The organism is Fluviicola taffensis DSM 16823 (genome assembly GCF_000194605.1).
GTDB lineage: Bacteria > Bacteroidota > Bacteroidia > Flavobacteriales_D > Crocinitomicaceae > Fluviicola > Fluviicola taffensis.
Window position 1 is genome coordinate 3,764,401 of the sequence record NC_015321.1, and the last position, 17,404, is coordinate 3,781,804.

The window sequence follows — 17,404 nt, forward strand, 5'->3', positions numbered from 1 at the left end:
ATGTCATTTTTTGTAGCTTATCATCCTTCTTATATTCATGCTGTTCCGAGTACTCATCGATTTCCAATGGAGAAGTACGGACTTATTTATGAACAATTGCTTTATGAGGGAATTCTAGAAGAAGCACATTTTTTGGAGCCTAATCTTTTAGATTTAAAAATTGCATCTAAAGTTCATACAAAAGAATACCTCACAAAATTGGTGAATCTGAATTGTACTTCAAGAGAACAACGTGTCAGTGGGTTTGTTCATAATCAGCAATTAATTGAACGTGAATTTCGGATTATGGAAGGAACGAGATTGTGCGCTGAACGGGTTGAAAATGGAGGAATAGCTCTAAATATTGCAGGAGGAACACATCATGCATATACCAATAGAGGCGAGGGATTTTGTTTATTGAATGATCAGGCAATTGCAGCTCAATGGCTCTTAGATGAACAACTCTTTAAACGAATTTTGATTGTAGATTTAGATGTACATCAAGGAAACGGAACCGCAGAGATTTTTAAAAATAATCCGAACGTTTTTACTTTTAGTATGCATGGAAAAGCCAATTATCCGATGCATAAAGAAGAGTCTGACCGAGATATTCACTTAGAAACAAATCTGAAAGACAAAGATTATTTGAATATCTTAAAATCGGAATTGACCGCTATTTTGGATTCGTTCTCTCCTGATTTTATATTTTATCAATGTGGTGTGGATATTCTAGAAACAGATAAGCTTGGAAAATTGAGTGTCTCTCAAAACGGAATCCGTTTACGAGATGAATTTGTTTTGAACAAAGGCAAAGAACGAAATATTCCAATTGTTTGTTCAATGGGTGGCGGATATAGTACAAATGTACGCGATATTGTGAATGCTCACATGCATGTTTTCCGATTGGCTCATCAATTATTTGGAAAATAATTGAATGTTCAAAAGCTTCAATAGTTTAAACTTTTGAACTCTTTGAACAAGGTTTTAACTTTGTTATTTAACAAAATATTTACCAACAATATTTGGTAGTTTATTTTCTCAGATTATCTTTGTATAGAATTAGTCTAAATAAAGATGGTGAGAAAAGAAGTTTCTTTACAGCAGAACAATATTCCTCAATTTTCCTGTGACAACTGTTCGTGCGATAAGAAAAAAGAGTGCTGCAAGAAATATAAACGAAAAGGGTATCACTGTAAAAAGTGTCCGAAACTTTAGTTTTCAGCTAGGCAATCCGTATTTTTGAAGGATGTTTCGAAAGTTGGTCTTTTCTTATTGCTTATTTGTTGTCTTTTCAGCAAAGTGCCAAGATTCCTCTAAATTCGCACTTGGAGCATCCATCTCTTACCACCCACAAGATTTATTTTTTCATATCCACGGACAATTAGACCAAAAATATCTGGTTCAAGATGTTTTTCTGGGGTTTGGAACAATAAAGACGATTTCAAATAAGCAGTTCATGCCAAGTTTAGGTTATGATTTAGGATATAAATGGAAGTTTGGAAATTGGTTTTCCGCTACTCCATTCATTCGCTTAGCTTATTACAATTTGAATGTCAAAATCCCCTCAAAACATCCGTTTATTCACACCGCCGAATGTTTTCTAGCAGCTAGGTTTACAGTCGGAAAAAAGAACCAGCTTGCACTCGGGGGAGGAATCGGACCAGCGATTGAATGGAAATACGATTCTTATTATCAAAGACGACAGCATTTTTTGATGTGGAATTATTTTGCTGAAATAACCTACTATTATGTGTTTTAAAGGGATGTTTACTTTTATTTTTCTGCTGTTGTTTTCAACAGCATGCAGAAAATCTGAAAATCGTTTTCCAGACACGAAAATTGGTGGTCATGCTTGTGCAGGCCTATCTGTTTCAAACAATAATTATCACGACAATAGTTTGGAAGCGTATAAATATGCCCGGAGTTTTGAAGGGGTAGAGGTAATAGAAGTCGATGTACAGCTTTCAAAAAATGGAACACTTTGGCTTTTTCATGACAGGGAATTAAGTGATCAATCTTCTGGTACTGGAGCTGTAGCCCAAGTGGAAGATTCTTATTTGTCTACACTCAAATACCGTTCATTGGAAAAAGAAAAGTTAATTCGTTTGGAAGATCTGCCTGCTGATTTGAAAGGATTGACCCTGCAGCTTGATTTGAAAGAATCGGATGGTACAACTTCTGGATTTATAGATTCAACAACATTGTTACAGGCTTTAATTCAAGCACAAAGTTATTTTTCAAACGGAAATCTTGAAATAATTAGCAATAGTGGAAGATTTGTTCCAACGATGAAGAGCCTGGGGTTTACGGTTTACTTAGACGCGATTAATGCAGCTTATTTTTTCAATCATCCAATGAATACTTATGCGGATGGTGCCTCTTTTAGGAATTCGGAAATTACCGATTCAGATGTGAATTCTATTAAATTTGCAGGAAAGAAAGTCATCATTTACGATGTTCGTTCTGCAACAGGAATTGTATCTGCTTTTGAGAAAAAACCAACTGTTTTATTGACAGATGATATTAAAGCAACGCTAATTGAAAAGTACAAATGAGTAAGAATAAAAAAGAAAAATTAAACGTAGTTTATTCAACGAATCCAAATTTCTCTTATGAATTTGAAGAGGAAGAAACACCCGAAACGCTTGATCCAAAGAATCAATTGTTATATGTTTTACTGGATAAAAAACAGCGAGCAGGTAAAGAGGTAACACTGATTGAAGGTTTTATTGGGTCGGATGAAGATTTGAAGGACTTAGGTAAATTATTGAAATCGAAGTGTGGAGTAGGTGGAACTGCCAAAGATGGTGAAATTGTTATTCAAGGATCATTTCGAGATAAAGTAATTGAGTTGCTAACAAAAGAGGGGTATAAAACCAAAAGGAAAGGAGGTTAAATGGAATTTAGATGCCGGATTTACTGTTCAAAAATTTATAACCAATAACCAACCCTATGAAAAAGTAAATATCTTCCGACATCTAAAATTCCAAATATTTTATCCTAAAAAAAATGAAATGTTCTTTTGAATGAATCAAAAATACATTTATTTTTTTTGATTCAACTTATTTTTTTTTAAAATATCCACTTTATTGATTTAACCGTAAAAAATTGATTGCTAATTGTTTCGAACAACTAGATTTGATGTGTAAAACGATTTAGTTTTGAATCATTATTTGAAATAAATAGTGGCAATATAAATCCTTTTACTAAATTTGTGTTGATGGAAAAGCAAGTCATTTTAGACGAACAGCAGGTTCAATTAACAATGAACCGTCTTGCTTATCAATTAATCGAAAATCATGACGATTTCTCAAATACTGTGCTGATTGGCTTACAACCAAGAGGTGTTTTTGTGCTTGAGCGTCTGAAAGAAATTTTAGAGAGCATTCGTCAAGAAAAAGTAACCTGTGGTCAATTAGACATTACTTTTTACAGAGATGATTTTCGAAGACGCGAAAAGCCACTCATTCCCAATGTTACCAATATTGATTTTACGATTGAAGGAAAAAATGTAGTCTTAGTTGACGATGTTTTGTATACAGGTAGAACCATTCGATCGGGCTTAGATGCTTTGATGGCTTTTGGAAGACCGCTTCGCGTAGAATTGATGGTATTAATCGATAGAAGGTTTCAACGCGATTTACCCATTCAGGCAGATTACGTTGGAAAAGCTGTTGATACATTGGATTCTGAAAGAGTTACTGTGGAATGGAAGGATAGTGAAGGAATGGATAAAATTGTATTGTATACACCCGAATAATGGAGCATTTAAGTGTTGATCATTTAGTTGGAATTCGAGACTTGACTCGTCAGGATATCGAATTAATCTTTAAAACTGCTGATAGTTTTAAAGAAGTTATTAATAGACCGATCAAGAAAGTTCCATCGCTTAGAGATATTACGATTGCCAATCTGTTTTTTGAAAATTCAACAAGAACCCGTTTGTCTTTTGAGTTAGCAGAAAAACGTTTATCTGCAGATGTTGTCAACTTTTCAGCGAGTTCAAGCTCTGTAAAAAAGGGTGAAACGTTGATTGATACCGTAAATAATATTCTTTCCATGAAAGTGGATATGGTTGTTATGAGACATCCAAATCCGGGTGCTGCAAAGTTTCTTTCCGAACGAACAAATACACGTGTTATCAATGCTGGAGACGGAACGCATGAACATCCAACTCAAGGATTGTTAGATGCATTTTCCATTCGTGAACGACTTGGATCTGTTGAAGGTAAAAAAGTGGTAATTGTTGGTGATATTCTTCATTCTCGAGTTGCATTGTCAAACATTTACACACTTCAAAAGTTAGGTGCTGAAGTAATGGTTTGTGGACCAACAACCTTGATTCCGAAATACATTCATACACTCGGAATAAAAGTGGAACATAATCTTAGAAGAGCACTTGAATGGTGCGATGTGGCAAACATGCTTCGAATTCAATTGGAAAGACAAGATATTCAATACTTCCCAAGTTTGAGAGAATATTCTATGCAATATGGTCTGAATAAAGAGATTTTGGATAGTCTAGGGAAAGAAATCATCGTCATGCATCCAGGTCCTATTAATAGAGGTGTGGAAATTACTTCTGATGTAGCAGATTCTAGTCAATCAATTATTCTTCAGCAAGTTGAGAACGGAGTGGCTATCCGAATGGCAGTTATTTATTTGCTCGCAGCTAAAATTGGTCGTTAAAAACTCACGTACTTTAAAGTCTTTAAACCGAATATTTTGTTACATTTGATAAACACAGTGGCAACATGAACTTTATTATTGCGCAAGATTCTAACTTTACGGTCATCCAATCTTCTATTGAAAAATTGGATGCTTCCAATGCTTCAGATTTGAAAAGTGAATTGCTTCTATTGAATAAATCGGGAGTGAATTCCATTATTTTGGATCTTTCTAAAACAAGATATTGTGATTCTTCAGGTTTATCTGCCATTTTAACTGCAAACAGATTGTGTAAAGACACCAATGGAAAATTCATTTTATGTGGGTTACAAGAAAATGTAGCCAAAATGATTCGAATTGCTCAGCTGGATAAAGTATTAAGTATTTCAGAAACAATTACCGAAGCGAAATCTGTATTGATTTAAACAATGAATTTTGAAGTTACTATATTAGGTTCAGGAGCAGCATTGCCAACTTCAAATCGAAATCCTACTGCACAATACGTATCTTGCAACGATCGACACATTCTAATCGATTGTGGAGAAGGGACACAGGTTCAACTGCGTAAATATCATGTGCACATTCAGAAAATCAATCACATCTTAATTTCTCATCTCCACGGAGATCATTTTTTCGGACTTGTTGGCTTCTTAAGTTCCATGCATTTATTGGGGAGAGATAAAGGGCTCACTATTTATGGTCCAGAAGAATTGGAGCAAATTATTCGCTTACAACTTGAAGTAGGAGGAGCACGATTGGGTTTCGAGTTGAATTTTGTAGCTTTAAATGGAAAAGAAAACCGCCTACTTTTTGAAGATAAAATCATTGAAATTTGGACTTTTCCATTGAGTCATCGTATTCCCACAAATGGTTTTTTGATTAAAGAGAAGCCGCGAGATCGAAAATTGAATGCCGAATTGTTTGAAGAAGCTGGACTTTCATTAACGCTTATTCCGAAACTCAAACAAGGAATCGATGTCGAATTGGATTCCGGAGAAGTTATTTATGCTGATGAATACACGTATCCAGCAAAACCAAGTAGGTCTTACGGTTATTGCTCAGACACCATTTACGATGAACGAATTGTTGCATATGTCAAACACGTAAATTTGTTATATCACGAAGCAACTTTCTTGGATGATAAATTAGACCGCGCAAAACAGACATTTCATTCAACGGCTTCCCAGGCAGCAAGTATTGCAAAGCAAGCAGAAGTCGGTAAATTGCTTCTAGGTCATCTAAGCGCCCGCTATGACAATAGTTTGAAGCATTTCGAAGAAGCATCTGCAGTTTTTAAAAATGTACGAGTTGTTGAGGACGGGGAAACCTACTTGATTTAAGTTAAAAGTATTTCGAGTTTGCTCTAACTTTCATGTCTTGTCGTCCCGATGGTTATCGGGATTCCGCTTGTATTCTCGATACTACTTCGCACTCGAATTGACAAGCGGAAGTATCGAGACCGACATGAAGTTTAATTTCCTCCAGAAATAATCCTCCTCAAATAATTAATTTGTCCCAAATGATATCCCAAATGACTGGCTAATTTCGCAATCATATGATTGGTGGTCATGGAATAACCGAATGTTTCATAAGGATAGCTTTTATCTAGCTGTTCTTGTGTGAGTGAACCCAACACTTTTTCCAGCATTTTGGAAGTCTTTTCGAGTTCGGAGATCAATTCTACTTTAGAGAAATAGCGATTTGAAAATTCGGTATCTCGATTTCTGACGTAACCGGTTTCACCCAGTGTCGCACCGATAAAATGATTCAGGTTTCCAATCAGATGTTGTGTCAGATTCCCAATTGAATTCGCAATTCCTGGTGGAACTTGCCACAAAAGTGTGTCTTCATCACAAAGCGCTAATTCTTTCGCTAAGGAATCCAGATCTTTTGTAAAACAACGTGCAAACTCGTGATTCATAGCAATCAATAAGTCAAATGGCGCTCTTTTTTGTCTTGGTAAACATCTTCAATCGTTACTAAGATTCCTGTTTCTTCGACATTTCCAAACTCTGGGTTGACTGCCGTTCCGAACGTTTTCATAGTAGGGGAAAGATGCATGTATATATTTACCAATGGAGGAACATTCTCTCCATGTTGTCTCACAAAGGTGTTTAGTACCTTAAATCCATCTTTGAAATCCAATCCTTTGAGTTGTTCTTCTACAAAAGTGGAATCATATTCAGTTTTTAGGGGATGATAAGGAACCATCAAATTTTCAGTATCCGGAAAGTAATGATGCATGAAATGAAGTAAAAAATCACGCGCTTCTCTGTTGTAATTGGGATACATGGTTACTTTACCAAAGAAATATTTGAGATTTGGGTAACCAATTGCCAATGCACCCAGTCCGTCCCAGATATTATCCAATGCAAATAGTCCTTTTCTTGGATTCTGTGCTGGTTGATAATTGGGTTGTACCCAACTTCGTCCTAATTCACAAGTTGTGGGCAAGTAATCGTTGATAAAACGTTCCGTAAAATCAAAATAATGAGTGGTGGATAAATGAATTTCTCCGTTTTCGTCAATGGCATCTTTACATAAAATAAAGCGATAGCCTCCAATAATTTCTTCTTCTTCTGGGTCCCAAACAATCAACTGACTGTAGCAAATTTCCTGAGTATCTAATTCATCCAAATCGAGTTCTTCCCCAGTTCCACCACCAGCATGGCGAAAAGTAACTTCTCGTAAACGTCCAATTTCTCGCACCACATTTGGTGCATTGTGAATGGTAACAATGTAAATTTCATTATCGCCTTTGCGTGTAGTTCTAGCAATACCAACTTGGGCTAACTCTTGCTTCAGAATTTCTTTGTCAACTGCAGGAATTATGGGTTTCATAGTCTATTTTTTCAATGAGTAGACCGTATTCCGGAACCATTCGGCCCATTCTACGTCTGATGTTTTAGTATCTAATGTTTTTGCTTCAATTGGTTCACCAACAGTGAATTGAATGTGTTTCCCTTTTTGGCGAAACATTTCATCTGCTAAATAAAGCATTTCGATGTTCGCTTTAATTCCAATGAATTTACGAAAATTTGCCAAACGGTAGAAAAAATTTGATAATTCTCCATCAATGTGAATAGGAATAATTAGTTGGTCATTTTGTCTGGCTTGCTTCACAAATGCTTTTTTCCAATCCAAATCTTTTACAACTCCTTTGCTTTTTCTACTCACAAGTCCTGCTGGAAATACACACACCAATTGCTCTGATGAGAACAAACTATTTACTTGAAGTAAAGAACTACTTTTCGTTTTACCATGTTTATTGATTCCTACGAAAATATCTTTTAGGGGCTCTAAATTTAGAAGTAAATCATTGACAATGAATTTGATATCTGTTCTGTGATCTCTTAAACCATCGACCAATGCCATCGCATCCATTCCTCCGAGTGGGTGATTCATTACGATTACGCATTTTCCTGATTTCGGGATTTTATCAATTCCTGAAATAGAGTAGGTAACGCCAAGGTGTTCAAGTACTTCTTTACAAAAATCTTGGTTTTTCGAATCGTGTGTATTTAAGAAGTTATTGATTTCTTTTTGATGGAGAATCCGTTCTACATAGCGAATAATAAAACCAGGAATCCATTTAATCAACCTCGGATTCTTACTTCCAATTAAGCGTTTTACATTGATGAAATCTTCGTGTTGTTTCATGGGACAAAAATAATACCTAGAACAGAATTATTTATCTAGTTTGTAAAAATGAAAATAACAAAAGCTCGTTTATAACTATGAAAGTTCAAATGTTCAAATGTTCAAATGTTCAAATGTTCAAATGTTCAAAATAGATTTCATTAAACACCTTTGAATTTTTTAGGGGATACAATAAAGTGTATCAAACGATGGAGAATATCCTGCCCATAATCCAAGCGCACCTCCTTGAATGTTTGTAGGTATTGATGTTGGAGCTGCAAATGGATTTCCTGCTGTTTGAAGTTGCATGTATTTCTTTTCTAAAAACTCGTAAACGTTTGCATCCATTGTGGAAAATTTAATCGCCACAGAATCGCCTTGCTTGTAATAACCTTTATCAGAGCTTGCTACTGTGTTATCATCCCAAGTAAAAGGGTTTTCGTAGAAAAAATTAAAGGTCTGACCATTGAAAAACTCATCATTAATTACGGGACTGAAAGTTGTTTTAAAGTTTGGGTCTTTCGTGGCGCCATCTACCATGTTAATACGTTTGACTTCCCATAGATAAGCATTGTATTCTCCTGCTGGGTCAGATAAGTTTGCCCAAGAATAGCCGTATCCTGGGTTTCCACCTGGATCTTGTTCCCAATAAACGGTATTTAGCGGTCTTGGATTTACGATTTGAGTAGAGGAAGTAAATGTTTCGCCATTCAATTCGACCTTTAAGGAATAGGTTTTACCAACTTGACCAAAAATAGCGGGATTGAAGGAGGAGTATGCACAGATATGATAGTTTGCCAATTCTGCTTCCGAAATTCCAAATAAAGCAGCTGCCATGGCTTCAGTTCCAGGAGGTAAATTATCTGAACAAATTTCATCTAATACAACTGTTGTGGTTCCATCAGAAACGGTAACAATTGCTCCCGATTGAAAGCTATTCAAAAATGCATCTAGAGTTGTTGGAGAGTAGATGTCTTGTGTTTTTGAAATCAAAACAATTGGCGGCATTCCAGTTTCTATTCTTCCATCAATGACTACTTTTTCTTCGTATCCTGGAATATCAATGTTTACTTCTTTCGTACAAGAGGAAAGAATGGCGGAAAAAGAGAAAAGCACTATTAAAACTCGAAATTCCATGTGATACTTGGTAATATTGGAAACAAGGAAACTTGCTTCACAGAAATTTTAAAATCGTTAGAAGTTACACTTCCGCTGTTATCAATATACAAAAAATAAGGATTCGCTCGGTTGTAAACATTGTAAACAGAGAACGCAACGTTTTGTCTAAATTTCTTCACAACTTCCATCTTTTCTCCTGTTTTCTTATCGATTCGTGTTTTTGTTGGTTTATCATACCACGTTGCAGAAATATCTAATCGGTGATATGGAGCCATCCGTGTGGAATTACGAGGGCCGTAATTGAACAATAAATCTTGATTGTTGAAATACCAGCTATTTGGAAGGGTTAATGTGTTTCCAGATGCATAAATGAAGGATAGACCAAATGTCCAATGCTTATTCAATTCGTAAGTTCCAACAAGCGTTAAGTCATGTCTTCGGTCGTATTTTGCTGGATATTTCTCAGCTTGTAAATCAGGGAAGAGACGATCTGTTTTTGCAAGAGTGTAACCAATCCAACCAGTTAATTTTCCAAATGTTCTTTTGATAAAGAATTCAGCACCATAACTCCAGCCAGTTCCATAAACCAATAAATTATCGGTGTTGTCATTCACATTGTCTGTTGGTAAAGCACCTTGTTTGAACTCAATCACGTTTTCCATTTTCTTGTAATACACTTCCACAGAAGTTTCCCATTTATTGTTGCTAAAGTTTCTAAAATAACCCAAGCTTGCTTGCCAACCTTTTTGTGGGTGCGATTTATCGGTGCTTGGATACCAAATATCAGTTGGAAGTGAAACAGCGCTCAAACTTGCTAAGTGAACGTATTGATTGTTGTAAGTAAATCCGGCTTTGATAGAACTGTTGTCTTTTAATAAGAAGCGAGCTGAAATGCGTGGTTCAAATCCGAAGAAAGACTTGATTATTTCTCCTTTTCGGTAATTTTTTGTGGAATCTATTTGTCCTGTTGGACTTTTATAGTAGCGTGTAAATGGTCCTGTAAATTGGTACATGCTGACTCTAATTCCAGCATTGATTCGAAGCCAAGAAGTAATATCCACTTCATCTTGCGCATAAATTCCAGATTCGTGACTGAATAATTTTTGAGCCAATCCAGTATCAAATACCACATCTTCTTGTGAAGCAGAAACACTTGTTGGTGTAAATGTATGATAGATGTAATCTGCTCCCATTTTGATGGAATGACGATTGTTTGGAAAATACGATAATTCTACTTTTCCTCCCAAATCTCTGATTCCTGATTTTAATTCAAACTTAAATTGATCTTGTTCGGATCCAAAACTGAATAAATAATCGGTTAAAGTTGCAGTCGTATTCATGAATAACTTACTGCTAAATTGATGGTTCCATCTAAATGCTCCAATTCCATTTCCCCAAGGCATGCGAACATTGAAATTGGCATTTTTATTCCCGAAATTGAATAAATCTTTCCCGTAATACCCGCTCAAATAAATTTTGTCTTTTGGACCTAGTCTGTAATTCAATTTGGCGTTTAAATCGTAGAAAAAATAACTAGATCCATAAAAGGCGCTCGATTTTTTGATAAATGCTTTCATGAAAACATCGATGTAGGTTCTTCGAGCAGAAACAATGAATGAACCTTTATTCTTCACAATTGGACCTTCCAAAGTTAATCGCGAAGATATAAGTCCTAGACCACCAGTGACTTTGAATTTCTTGTTATTCCCTTCATTCATGTTTACCTCAAGCACAGATGAAAGTCTGCCTCCATAACTTGCTGGCATACTTCCTTTTATCAAATTTACACTTTTAATGGCATCTGAATTGAAAACAGAAAAGAATCCAAATAAGTGAGAGGCATTGTAAACCTGAGCATTATCTAGCAATACCAAGTTTTGATCTGGTCCTCCGCCACGAACATAAAAACCTTGTCCACCTTCGCTAACGGATGAAACACCAGGAAGTAATTGAATGGTTTTTAACACATCGACTTCACCTAAAAAGGCTGGAAGCTTCTTGATGAGATTAATGTCTAATTCAATTTGTCCAATTTTGGTAGAGTTCACATTGTCTCCTTTTTTGGCATTGATTTCTACTTCATCAATTTCAACGGATTTTCCAAGTTCTATGTTTTTGACAATATTGTTAGTTAAGTCCACTGAAATAGTGTCATTTGGTAATCCTCCTCCCCGATAAATGAGTTGATATGTTCCTTTGGGAAGTGTTAAAGAATAAAAGCCGTACTCATTAGTAATTGCACCCTTTTGAATAGTTGGTGCAAAGACTTGGCCACCAATAATTGGTTCTCCAGAACTTTCTTCGGTTAAATAACCACTAATTGTAGCATTTTCCTGACAAAAAACAGGTGAAATAAGAAACAAAAAGAGAATTTGTAAGTAGAGATGCTTCATTCCAATTTTAGTGTCAACGAATTTAACGCTTTTCCTTTAATTTATGCGGTGTATTCTTTGCCTTTTTGTTAAATTTGAACTTCCAAAAAAATACACAATAATGAAAATTTCATCTGCTTGGTTACATGAGTTTTTACCCCTTCAAAAATCTCCTGAAGAATTAGATCAATTACTAACTGATACTGGTTTGGAAGTGGAAGGTTTTGAAACGATTGAAAGCGTGAAAGGCGGCTTGCAAGGTGTTGTTGTTGCTGAAGTGATTGAATGCGAGCAACATCCGAATGCTGATCGTTTGAAAGTAACCAAAGTAAATAATGGTACTGAAATTCTTCAAGTTGTTTGTGGTGCGCCAAATGTAGCGGTTGGACAGAAAGTGATTTTAGCACAAGTGGGTGCTACTTTATATCCGAAACCAGATGAGCCTTTGAAAATGAAGGTGTCGAAAATTCGCGATGTAGAATCTCACGGAATGCTTTGCGCAGAAGATGAATTGGGGTTAGGAACAAGTCACGATGGTATTTTAGTACTTGATCCTGCTGCAAAAGTAGGGATGCCAGCGGCTGAGTATTTGGAATTGGAAAGTGATGTTCAAATAGAGATTGGGTTGACTCCAAACAGAGCAGATGCAATGGGACATGTTGGTGTGGCTCGAGATGTGTTGGCTTACTTGGCTTGTCACGAAGGAAGTAACGCAAAATTACAATTAAAAGAAACAAAGAAACCCGTTAAAGAAGCTGATTTGGTTGTTTCTGTTTCGGTTGAAAATACAGAACGTTGTCCCAGATATTTGGGAATTACGCTAAGAGATGTGGAGGTAAAGCCTTCTCCAGCTTGGTTACAAAATAAATTAAGAGCAGTTGGACTTTCACCGATCAACAATGTTGTAGACGTAACAAATTACGTCATGCGTGAATTGGGAACTCCATTGCATGCTTTTGATGCAAAAGTGGTGGCAGGAAAAGTGATTGTTCGTACAGCAAAATCAGGAGAAAAAATCACTACATTGGATGGTGTTGTACGTGAATTGCACGAAGAAGACTTAGTGATTGCAAATGGTTCAGAAGCCATGTGTATTGCGGGTGTTTTTGGAGGAAATCACTCTGGAATTTCAGATTCTACGACGGATGTGTTTTTGGAAGCTGCCTATTTTCAGCCTGTTTCGGTACGTAAAACGGCTAAAAGACACGGTTTGTCTACAGATGCAAGTTTCCGATTTGAACGTGGAGTAGATGTAGATTTAGTTCCGTATGCTTTGGAAAGAGCCGTTCAGTTAATCCAAGAAGTTGCTGGAGGTAAAGTTGGAATGGAAGTCGTAGATGCTTATCCAAATCCCATTCAAAAAAGGTCAGTTACTTTGCGTTATGAACGTTGTAAACAGCTTTTAGGACATGAGATTGAACCAAAAATTATCGCAACTATTTTAGAATTTCTGGATTTTGAAGTGGTAAAATCTTCTTCAGAAGGATTGGATTTATTGGTTCCAAATTATCGAATAGATGTAGATCGTGAAATAGATGTGATAGAAGAAATTTTACGTATTTATGGCTTCAATTTGATTCCACTACCAGAAAAATTGAATACTTCATTGGTTGTTACTTCAAAACCTGATTTAGAGCGGTTAGGTTCCAATTTCGCAGAAGTTTTAGCTGGAATGGGTTTCAACGAAATGATGAATAATTCATTGACAAGTCCACAGTACGCTGAGAAATTGGGAGGAAATCAATTCCCTGTTTCAAAAGCAGTAAGCATGTTGAATCCATTGAGTCAAGATTTAGCAGTGATGCGCCAAAGTTTATTGTTCCAAGCAATGGAAACGGTTGCTCACAATCAAAATCGTCAAAACCCAGATTTGCGTTTGTTTGAGTTTGGCAAGACTTATAGTTTTGAAAACGATATTTATGGGGAGAACAAGCGCTTATTGCTTTTAATTACCGGAAATAAGCAAGAAGAATCGTGGTCTCAAAAACAAGAAAAAACGACCTTGTTTACTTTGAAAGGAATTGTAGGGAATTTGTTTGAAAGACTTGGATTACACTCATTATTGCAAGAAGAATCACTTTCAGAGCAAGAAGTTTTAGCAGATGGATATCAACTTCGCATTCTCAAAAATGTAGTTGGAACAGTTGGCTGGGCAAATCAAAAAGTGAAAAAGCATTTTGGAGTGAAACAAGACGTTTTTGTGGCAGACTTGGATTGGGATGCTATTTTAGATTCATTGAAATTAGTCAAAGTACAATACAAAGAATTGCCGAAAACATTTGAGGTTCGTCGCGATTTCTCCTTGTTGCTTGATTCGAAAGTACGGTTTTCTCAAATCGAACAAATTGCAAAAAAAGCGGATAAGAAGATTCTTCAAAAAGTAGGTTTATTTGATGTTTACGAAGGGAAAAATTTACCAGAAGGTAAAAAATCATATGCAGTTTCATTCACATTCCAAGATGCTGAGCAAACGTTGAAAGATTCTCAAGTAGATGGAGTGATGAATACAATAAGAACCGAATTGGAAAAACAATTGGGTGCGGAATTGAGATAAGATGCAACATTTTGTAGTTACTGGAATCGGAACAGAAGTCGGAAAAACTGTAGTTAGTGCTGTTTTGTGTGAAGCTTTGAAAGCCAATTATTGGAAACCAGTTCAAGCAGGAGATTTACATACTTTGGATAGTGATTTTGTGCGTTCATTTACTTCTGAAACGGAAATTATTCCCTCAAATGTATTGTTGAACTACGCCATGTCGCCGCATGAAGCCGCGCGTTTGGATGAAATTGAATTGACAGAAGACGATTTTGATTTGCCTCGTTTTTCAAAGCAAACAATCATTGAAGGAGCGGGAGGAGTAATGGTTCCATTAAATGATGAGGGCTTGTGTTACATAGATTTGTTTCAATTGTGGGAACTTCCTGTTTACGTAGTAACAAAACATTATTTGGGAAGTATTAATCACACTTTATTGACCTTGAATGCATTGCTGTCTCGTGAAATTGAAATAGCGGGATTAATTGTTAACGGAGAACGAAACGAAGCTTCAGAACGCATTTATTATTCACACTTTCCAGATCTTGCCATTACAACCATTCCTGAATTGAACGAATTTTCGAAAGAAAGCATACAACAAGCAGCCAAATTATGGATAGAGCAACTAGCTTAGAAAAAGATAAAAAACACGTTTGGCATCCTTTTACACAAATGCAAACTGCTGGCGAACCTTTGTGTATTGTTAAAGCAGAAGCAACAACGCTGACAGATGCAAATGGTAAAGAATACATTGATGCAAATTCATCTTGGTGGGTAAATGTTCATGGACACGGACATCCTTATTTGGGTGAAGCTTTACAGGAACAGTTTGCTCAATTAGATCATGTTATTTTTGCTGGGGCAACTCATCCGCAAGCTATTAAATTGGCTGATCGAATTACTTCGCTTCTACCCGAAAAACTAGAAAAGGTCTTTTTTTCAGACGATGGATCAACGGCAGTTGAAGTGGCTTTGAAAATGGCTTTTCAATATTGGCACAATAAAAACGAACCAAAAAAACGCATCATTGCGTTGGATGGAGCTTATCACGGAGATACGTTTGGTGCGATGTCTATTGGACAAAGAGGGGCTTTCAATAAACCTTTTGAGCATTTGTTTTTTGATGTAGATTTCATTGATTTCCCGAAAGACGAAGCACGAAGTCATTCCTTGATTCAAGCGGAACAAATTTTACAAACTGGAGAAGTTGCTGCAGTGATTGTAGAGCCTTTGGTTCAAGGTTCTGCTGGAATGCGTATGTATGATGCTGTTTGGTTGGATGCTTTTGTTTCTTTAGCTCGTAAATACAAGGCATTGGTTATTTTTGATGAAGTAATGACTGCTTGGGGAAGAACTGGAAAGTTGTTTGCTCATAACTTTTGCGCCGAAGAACCTGATTTGATTTGTTTGTCGAAAGGATTAACTGGAGGAGTTCTTCCTTTGGGATTAACAGTTGCAACGAACGAAATTTACGACGCGTTTTTACATCCAGAAACGTCAAAAGCCTTGCTTCATGGTCATTCCTTTACTGGAAGCGCAATGGCTTGTGCGGTCGCAAATGCAAGTTTAGATTTATTTGAACAACCAGAAACTTGGGATTCGATTGAATGGATAGAAGAACGTCACCGTTATTTTATCGAAGCTTTGAAAGCCCATTCCAAGGTAAAAGACATTGGTTTGTGTGGTACTATCTTGCGCTTCGAAATAGAAACAGGCGAAGGGAATAACTATTATTCAACGATTAGAGATCAGGCATACAATTATTTTCTCGAAAGAGGGTGTTTGATTCGCCCTTTGGGAAATGTCTTGTATTTGAATCCTCCTTATTGTATTTCAGAAGAAGAATTGGATAAATTGCACGTAGTATTGTTAGATTTTTTGGATGATATTTCCCTTTAAACCCACTGAGTACGTTTTTTAATATTTTCGTTTGAATTAGAATTGAATTTTTTTAGAAAAAACAATTTGTCTTTCTCCAACAATTTGAATAAAATAGATGCCATGATTGATATCTTTCAAATCAAGAGTTTCTATATTCCCTGAAAAAGATTTTCTCAATAATTGTTTTCCCTGAATATCTGTCAGAATGATTGTTGTTTGATTCGCATCAAAATTCATTGAAGATTGAATGGTAATAGTTGCTTCATGTTGGCTTACAGAAAAGGTTTCTTCGAGATTTTGAAGTCCTAAAGGAGCACATGTTGCCGCGTGAGCATACAATTGAGAGGTGTTTTTTGTTCCGATTACAGTGATAGTTCGATCAGGACAGATGGCATAAATTAAGGGATATAAATTGACTTCATAATCTGAAATAATTGCATCTCTTTCACCTCCTTCTGGGTTTATTTGTGGATAATTGGTTCCCGCTACCCAATTACCCTGAGTATTTCCACTAATTCCGTAAAATTCATTGTTTCCGTTGTTTGGATCGAATTCAATTGCAAAGACAAAGACATCGTTGGAAGCAGTATTTGGGCCATATTGATCATACAAGTTTGATAGAGCATGAGAATTGTGGTAATTCCAGCAATACGGGCAGTGACATGCAAAAAAGTCAAGATAGACTGTTTTTCCTGCATCGAGGTAATCGTAGAGTGTATGAGTTGAACCGTTTATATCAGTGAGTGTGAAATTCGGTGCAATGCTTCCTGTTTGAAGCTGTCCAAAACTTGAAGGAGCGAACATTAATCCAATTGAAAGGATCAAATAGTTGATTTTTGTTTTCATATCCATATTATTTAGTCTCAAATAACAGACGGGAATGTTTCTTATTCCTTACAAGAAGAATTGATTTTTTTATAAAAAAAAATATATAATTAATTGATTTTGAATGGCTTATTTATTTTTATTGGCTAAAATTTGTTCAATTTGCTCTTGAAGCTGCTTTTTTTCTGAATTTCCCAAAGAATAATTTGAAATGGTTCCAAGGTCTTTTAGTTTTTTCGCCAAAAGAAGAGTTTGTTTTTTGAATCGTTTACAAGGTGGGCAAATCCTTAGGTGATACCACAAACGAATTCGTAAGGACATAGAAAGTTTGCCTTCCTTACTTAATTCGGTTAGAAAAGTAGCCTCTTTACAGTTGAGGTTCCAA

17 protein-coding genes are annotated in these 17,404 nt (G+C 36.1%); 11 read left to right on the forward strand and 6 right to left on the reverse strand.

Annotation, left to right across the window (positions count from 1 at the left end; all coding sequences use genetic code 11):
- The 8 genes from FLUTA_RS16410 (at window position 1) to FLUTA_RS16445 (ending at window position 5,987) form a co-directional block, all read left to right on the forward strand.
- On the forward strand, window positions 1–909 hold the full coding sequence (locus tag FLUTA_RS16410; protein WP_013688022.1) for a histone deacetylase family protein: 909 nt from the start codon (window positions 1–3) through the stop codon (window positions 907–909).
- A 316-nt stretch (window positions 910–1,225) separates the two neighbouring features.
- Window positions 1,226–1,738 (forward strand): hypothetical protein, encoded by a 513-nt coding sequence (locus FLUTA_RS16415; RefSeq protein ID WP_043023892.1) that lies wholly within the window; start codon window positions 1,226–1,228, stop codon window positions 1,736–1,738.
- Window positions 1,728–2,534: a glycerophosphodiester phosphodiesterase gene (locus FLUTA_RS16420; RefSeq protein ID WP_013688024.1), complete on the forward strand. Its 807-nt coding sequence runs from the start codon at window positions 1,728–1,730 to the stop codon at window positions 2,532–2,534. The genes FLUTA_RS16415 and FLUTA_RS16420 overlap by 11 nt, the downstream gene beginning before the upstream one ends.
- Complete coding sequence (locus FLUTA_RS16425; protein WP_013688025.1) at window positions 2,531–2,875, forward strand: translation initiation factor; 345 nt, start codon at window positions 2,531–2,533, stop codon at window positions 2,873–2,875. The genes FLUTA_RS16420 and FLUTA_RS16425 overlap by 4 nt, the downstream gene beginning before the upstream one ends.
- Before the next feature lie 324 nt (window positions 2,876–3,199).
- The gene (gene pyrR, locus FLUTA_RS16430) at window positions 3,200–3,739 is read left to right on the forward strand and encodes a bifunctional pyr operon transcriptional regulator/uracil phosphoribosyltransferase PyrR (RefSeq protein ID WP_013688026.1); all 540 of its coding nucleotides are present in this window, start codon (window positions 3,200–3,202) and stop codon (window positions 3,737–3,739) included.
- Window positions 3,739–4,668, forward strand: a complete 930-nt coding sequence (locus tag FLUTA_RS16435; RefSeq protein ID WP_013688027.1) for an aspartate carbamoyltransferase catalytic subunit — start codon at window positions 3,739–3,741, stop codon at window positions 4,666–4,668. Before pyrR ends, FLUTA_RS16435 begins: the two co-directional genes overlap by 1 nt.
- 65 nt (window positions 4,669–4,733) lie before the next feature.
- Window positions 4,734–5,072: an STAS domain-containing protein gene (locus tag FLUTA_RS16440; RefSeq protein WP_013688028.1), complete on the forward strand. Its 339-nt coding sequence runs from the start codon at window positions 4,734–4,736 to the stop codon at window positions 5,070–5,072.
- 3 nt (window positions 5,073–5,075) lie between these two features.
- Window positions 5,076–5,987: a ribonuclease Z gene (locus FLUTA_RS16445; protein ID WP_013688029.1), complete on the forward strand. Its 912-nt coding sequence runs from the start codon at window positions 5,076–5,078 to the stop codon at window positions 5,985–5,987.
- Window positions 5,988–6,118: 131 nt separating this feature from the next.
- Here the strand turns inward: FLUTA_RS16445 and FLUTA_RS16450 are convergent, their stop codons facing one another.
- From FLUTA_RS16450 to FLUTA_RS16470, 5 genes are all read right to left on the reverse strand, one after another.
- Window positions 6,119–6,568 (reverse strand): DUF1572 family protein, encoded by a 450-nt coding sequence (locus FLUTA_RS16450; protein ID WP_013688030.1) that lies wholly within the window; start codon window positions 6,566–6,568, stop codon window positions 6,119–6,121.
- A gap of 5 nt (window positions 6,569–6,573) precedes the next feature.
- Window positions 6,574–7,488 carry a glycine N(alpha)-acyltransferase GlsB gene (glsB, locus tag FLUTA_RS16455; RefSeq protein WP_013688031.1) on the reverse strand — a complete coding sequence of 305 codons (915 nt, stop codon included), beginning with the start codon at window positions 7,486–7,488 and terminating at the stop codon, window positions 6,574–6,576.
- 3 nt (window positions 7,489–7,491) lie between these two features.
- Window positions 7,492–8,307: a 1-acyl-sn-glycerol-3-phosphate acyltransferase gene (glsA, locus tag FLUTA_RS16460; RefSeq protein WP_013688032.1), complete on the reverse strand. Its 816-nt coding sequence runs from the start codon at window positions 8,305–8,307 to the stop codon at window positions 7,492–7,494.
- 159 nt (window positions 8,308–8,466) lie between these two features.
- Complete coding sequence (locus FLUTA_RS16465) at window positions 8,467–9,423, reverse strand: DUF4249 domain-containing protein (RefSeq protein WP_013688033.1); 957 nt, start codon at window positions 9,421–9,423, stop codon at window positions 8,467–8,469.
- Window positions 9,405–11,798, reverse strand: coding sequence for a TonB-dependent receptor (locus tag FLUTA_RS16470; RefSeq protein WP_013688034.1), 2,394 nt, complete (start codon window positions 11,796–11,798; stop codon window positions 9,405–9,407). Before FLUTA_RS16470 ends, FLUTA_RS16465 begins: the two co-directional genes overlap by 19 nt.
- A gap of 100 nt (window positions 11,799–11,898) precedes the next feature.
- Between FLUTA_RS16470 and pheT the strand changes: the two genes are divergently transcribed.
- Genes pheT through bioA form a run of 3 tightly spaced genes read left to right on the forward strand, consistent with a single transcriptional unit; the run spans window position 11,899 to window position 16,212 of the window.
- On the forward strand, window positions 11,899–14,331 hold the full coding sequence (pheT, locus tag FLUTA_RS16475) for a phenylalanine--tRNA ligase subunit beta (RefSeq protein WP_013688035.1): 2,433 nt from the start codon (window positions 11,899–11,901) through the stop codon (window positions 14,329–14,331).
- Window position 14,332: 1 nt separating this feature from the next.
- A complete protein-coding gene (gene bioD / locus FLUTA_RS16480) occupies window positions 14,333–14,947 on the forward strand; it encodes a dethiobiotin synthase (protein ID WP_013688036.1) in 615 nt (204 codons plus the stop codon).
- Window positions 14,926–16,212, forward strand: a complete 1,287-nt coding sequence (gene bioA / locus FLUTA_RS16485; RefSeq protein ID WP_013688037.1) for an adenosylmethionine--8-amino-7-oxononanoate transaminase — start codon at window positions 14,926–14,928, stop codon at window positions 16,210–16,212. Before bioD ends, bioA begins: the two co-directional genes overlap by 22 nt.
- A 36-nt stretch (window positions 16,213–16,248) precedes the next feature.
- Here bioA and FLUTA_RS16490 read toward each other — a convergent pair whose 3' ends face one another.
- Complete coding sequence (locus FLUTA_RS16490) at window positions 16,249–17,040, reverse strand: T9SS type A sorting domain-containing protein (protein ID WP_013688038.1); 792 nt, start codon at window positions 17,038–17,040, stop codon at window positions 16,249–16,251.
- Window positions 17,041–17,404: the final 364 nt, after the last annotated feature.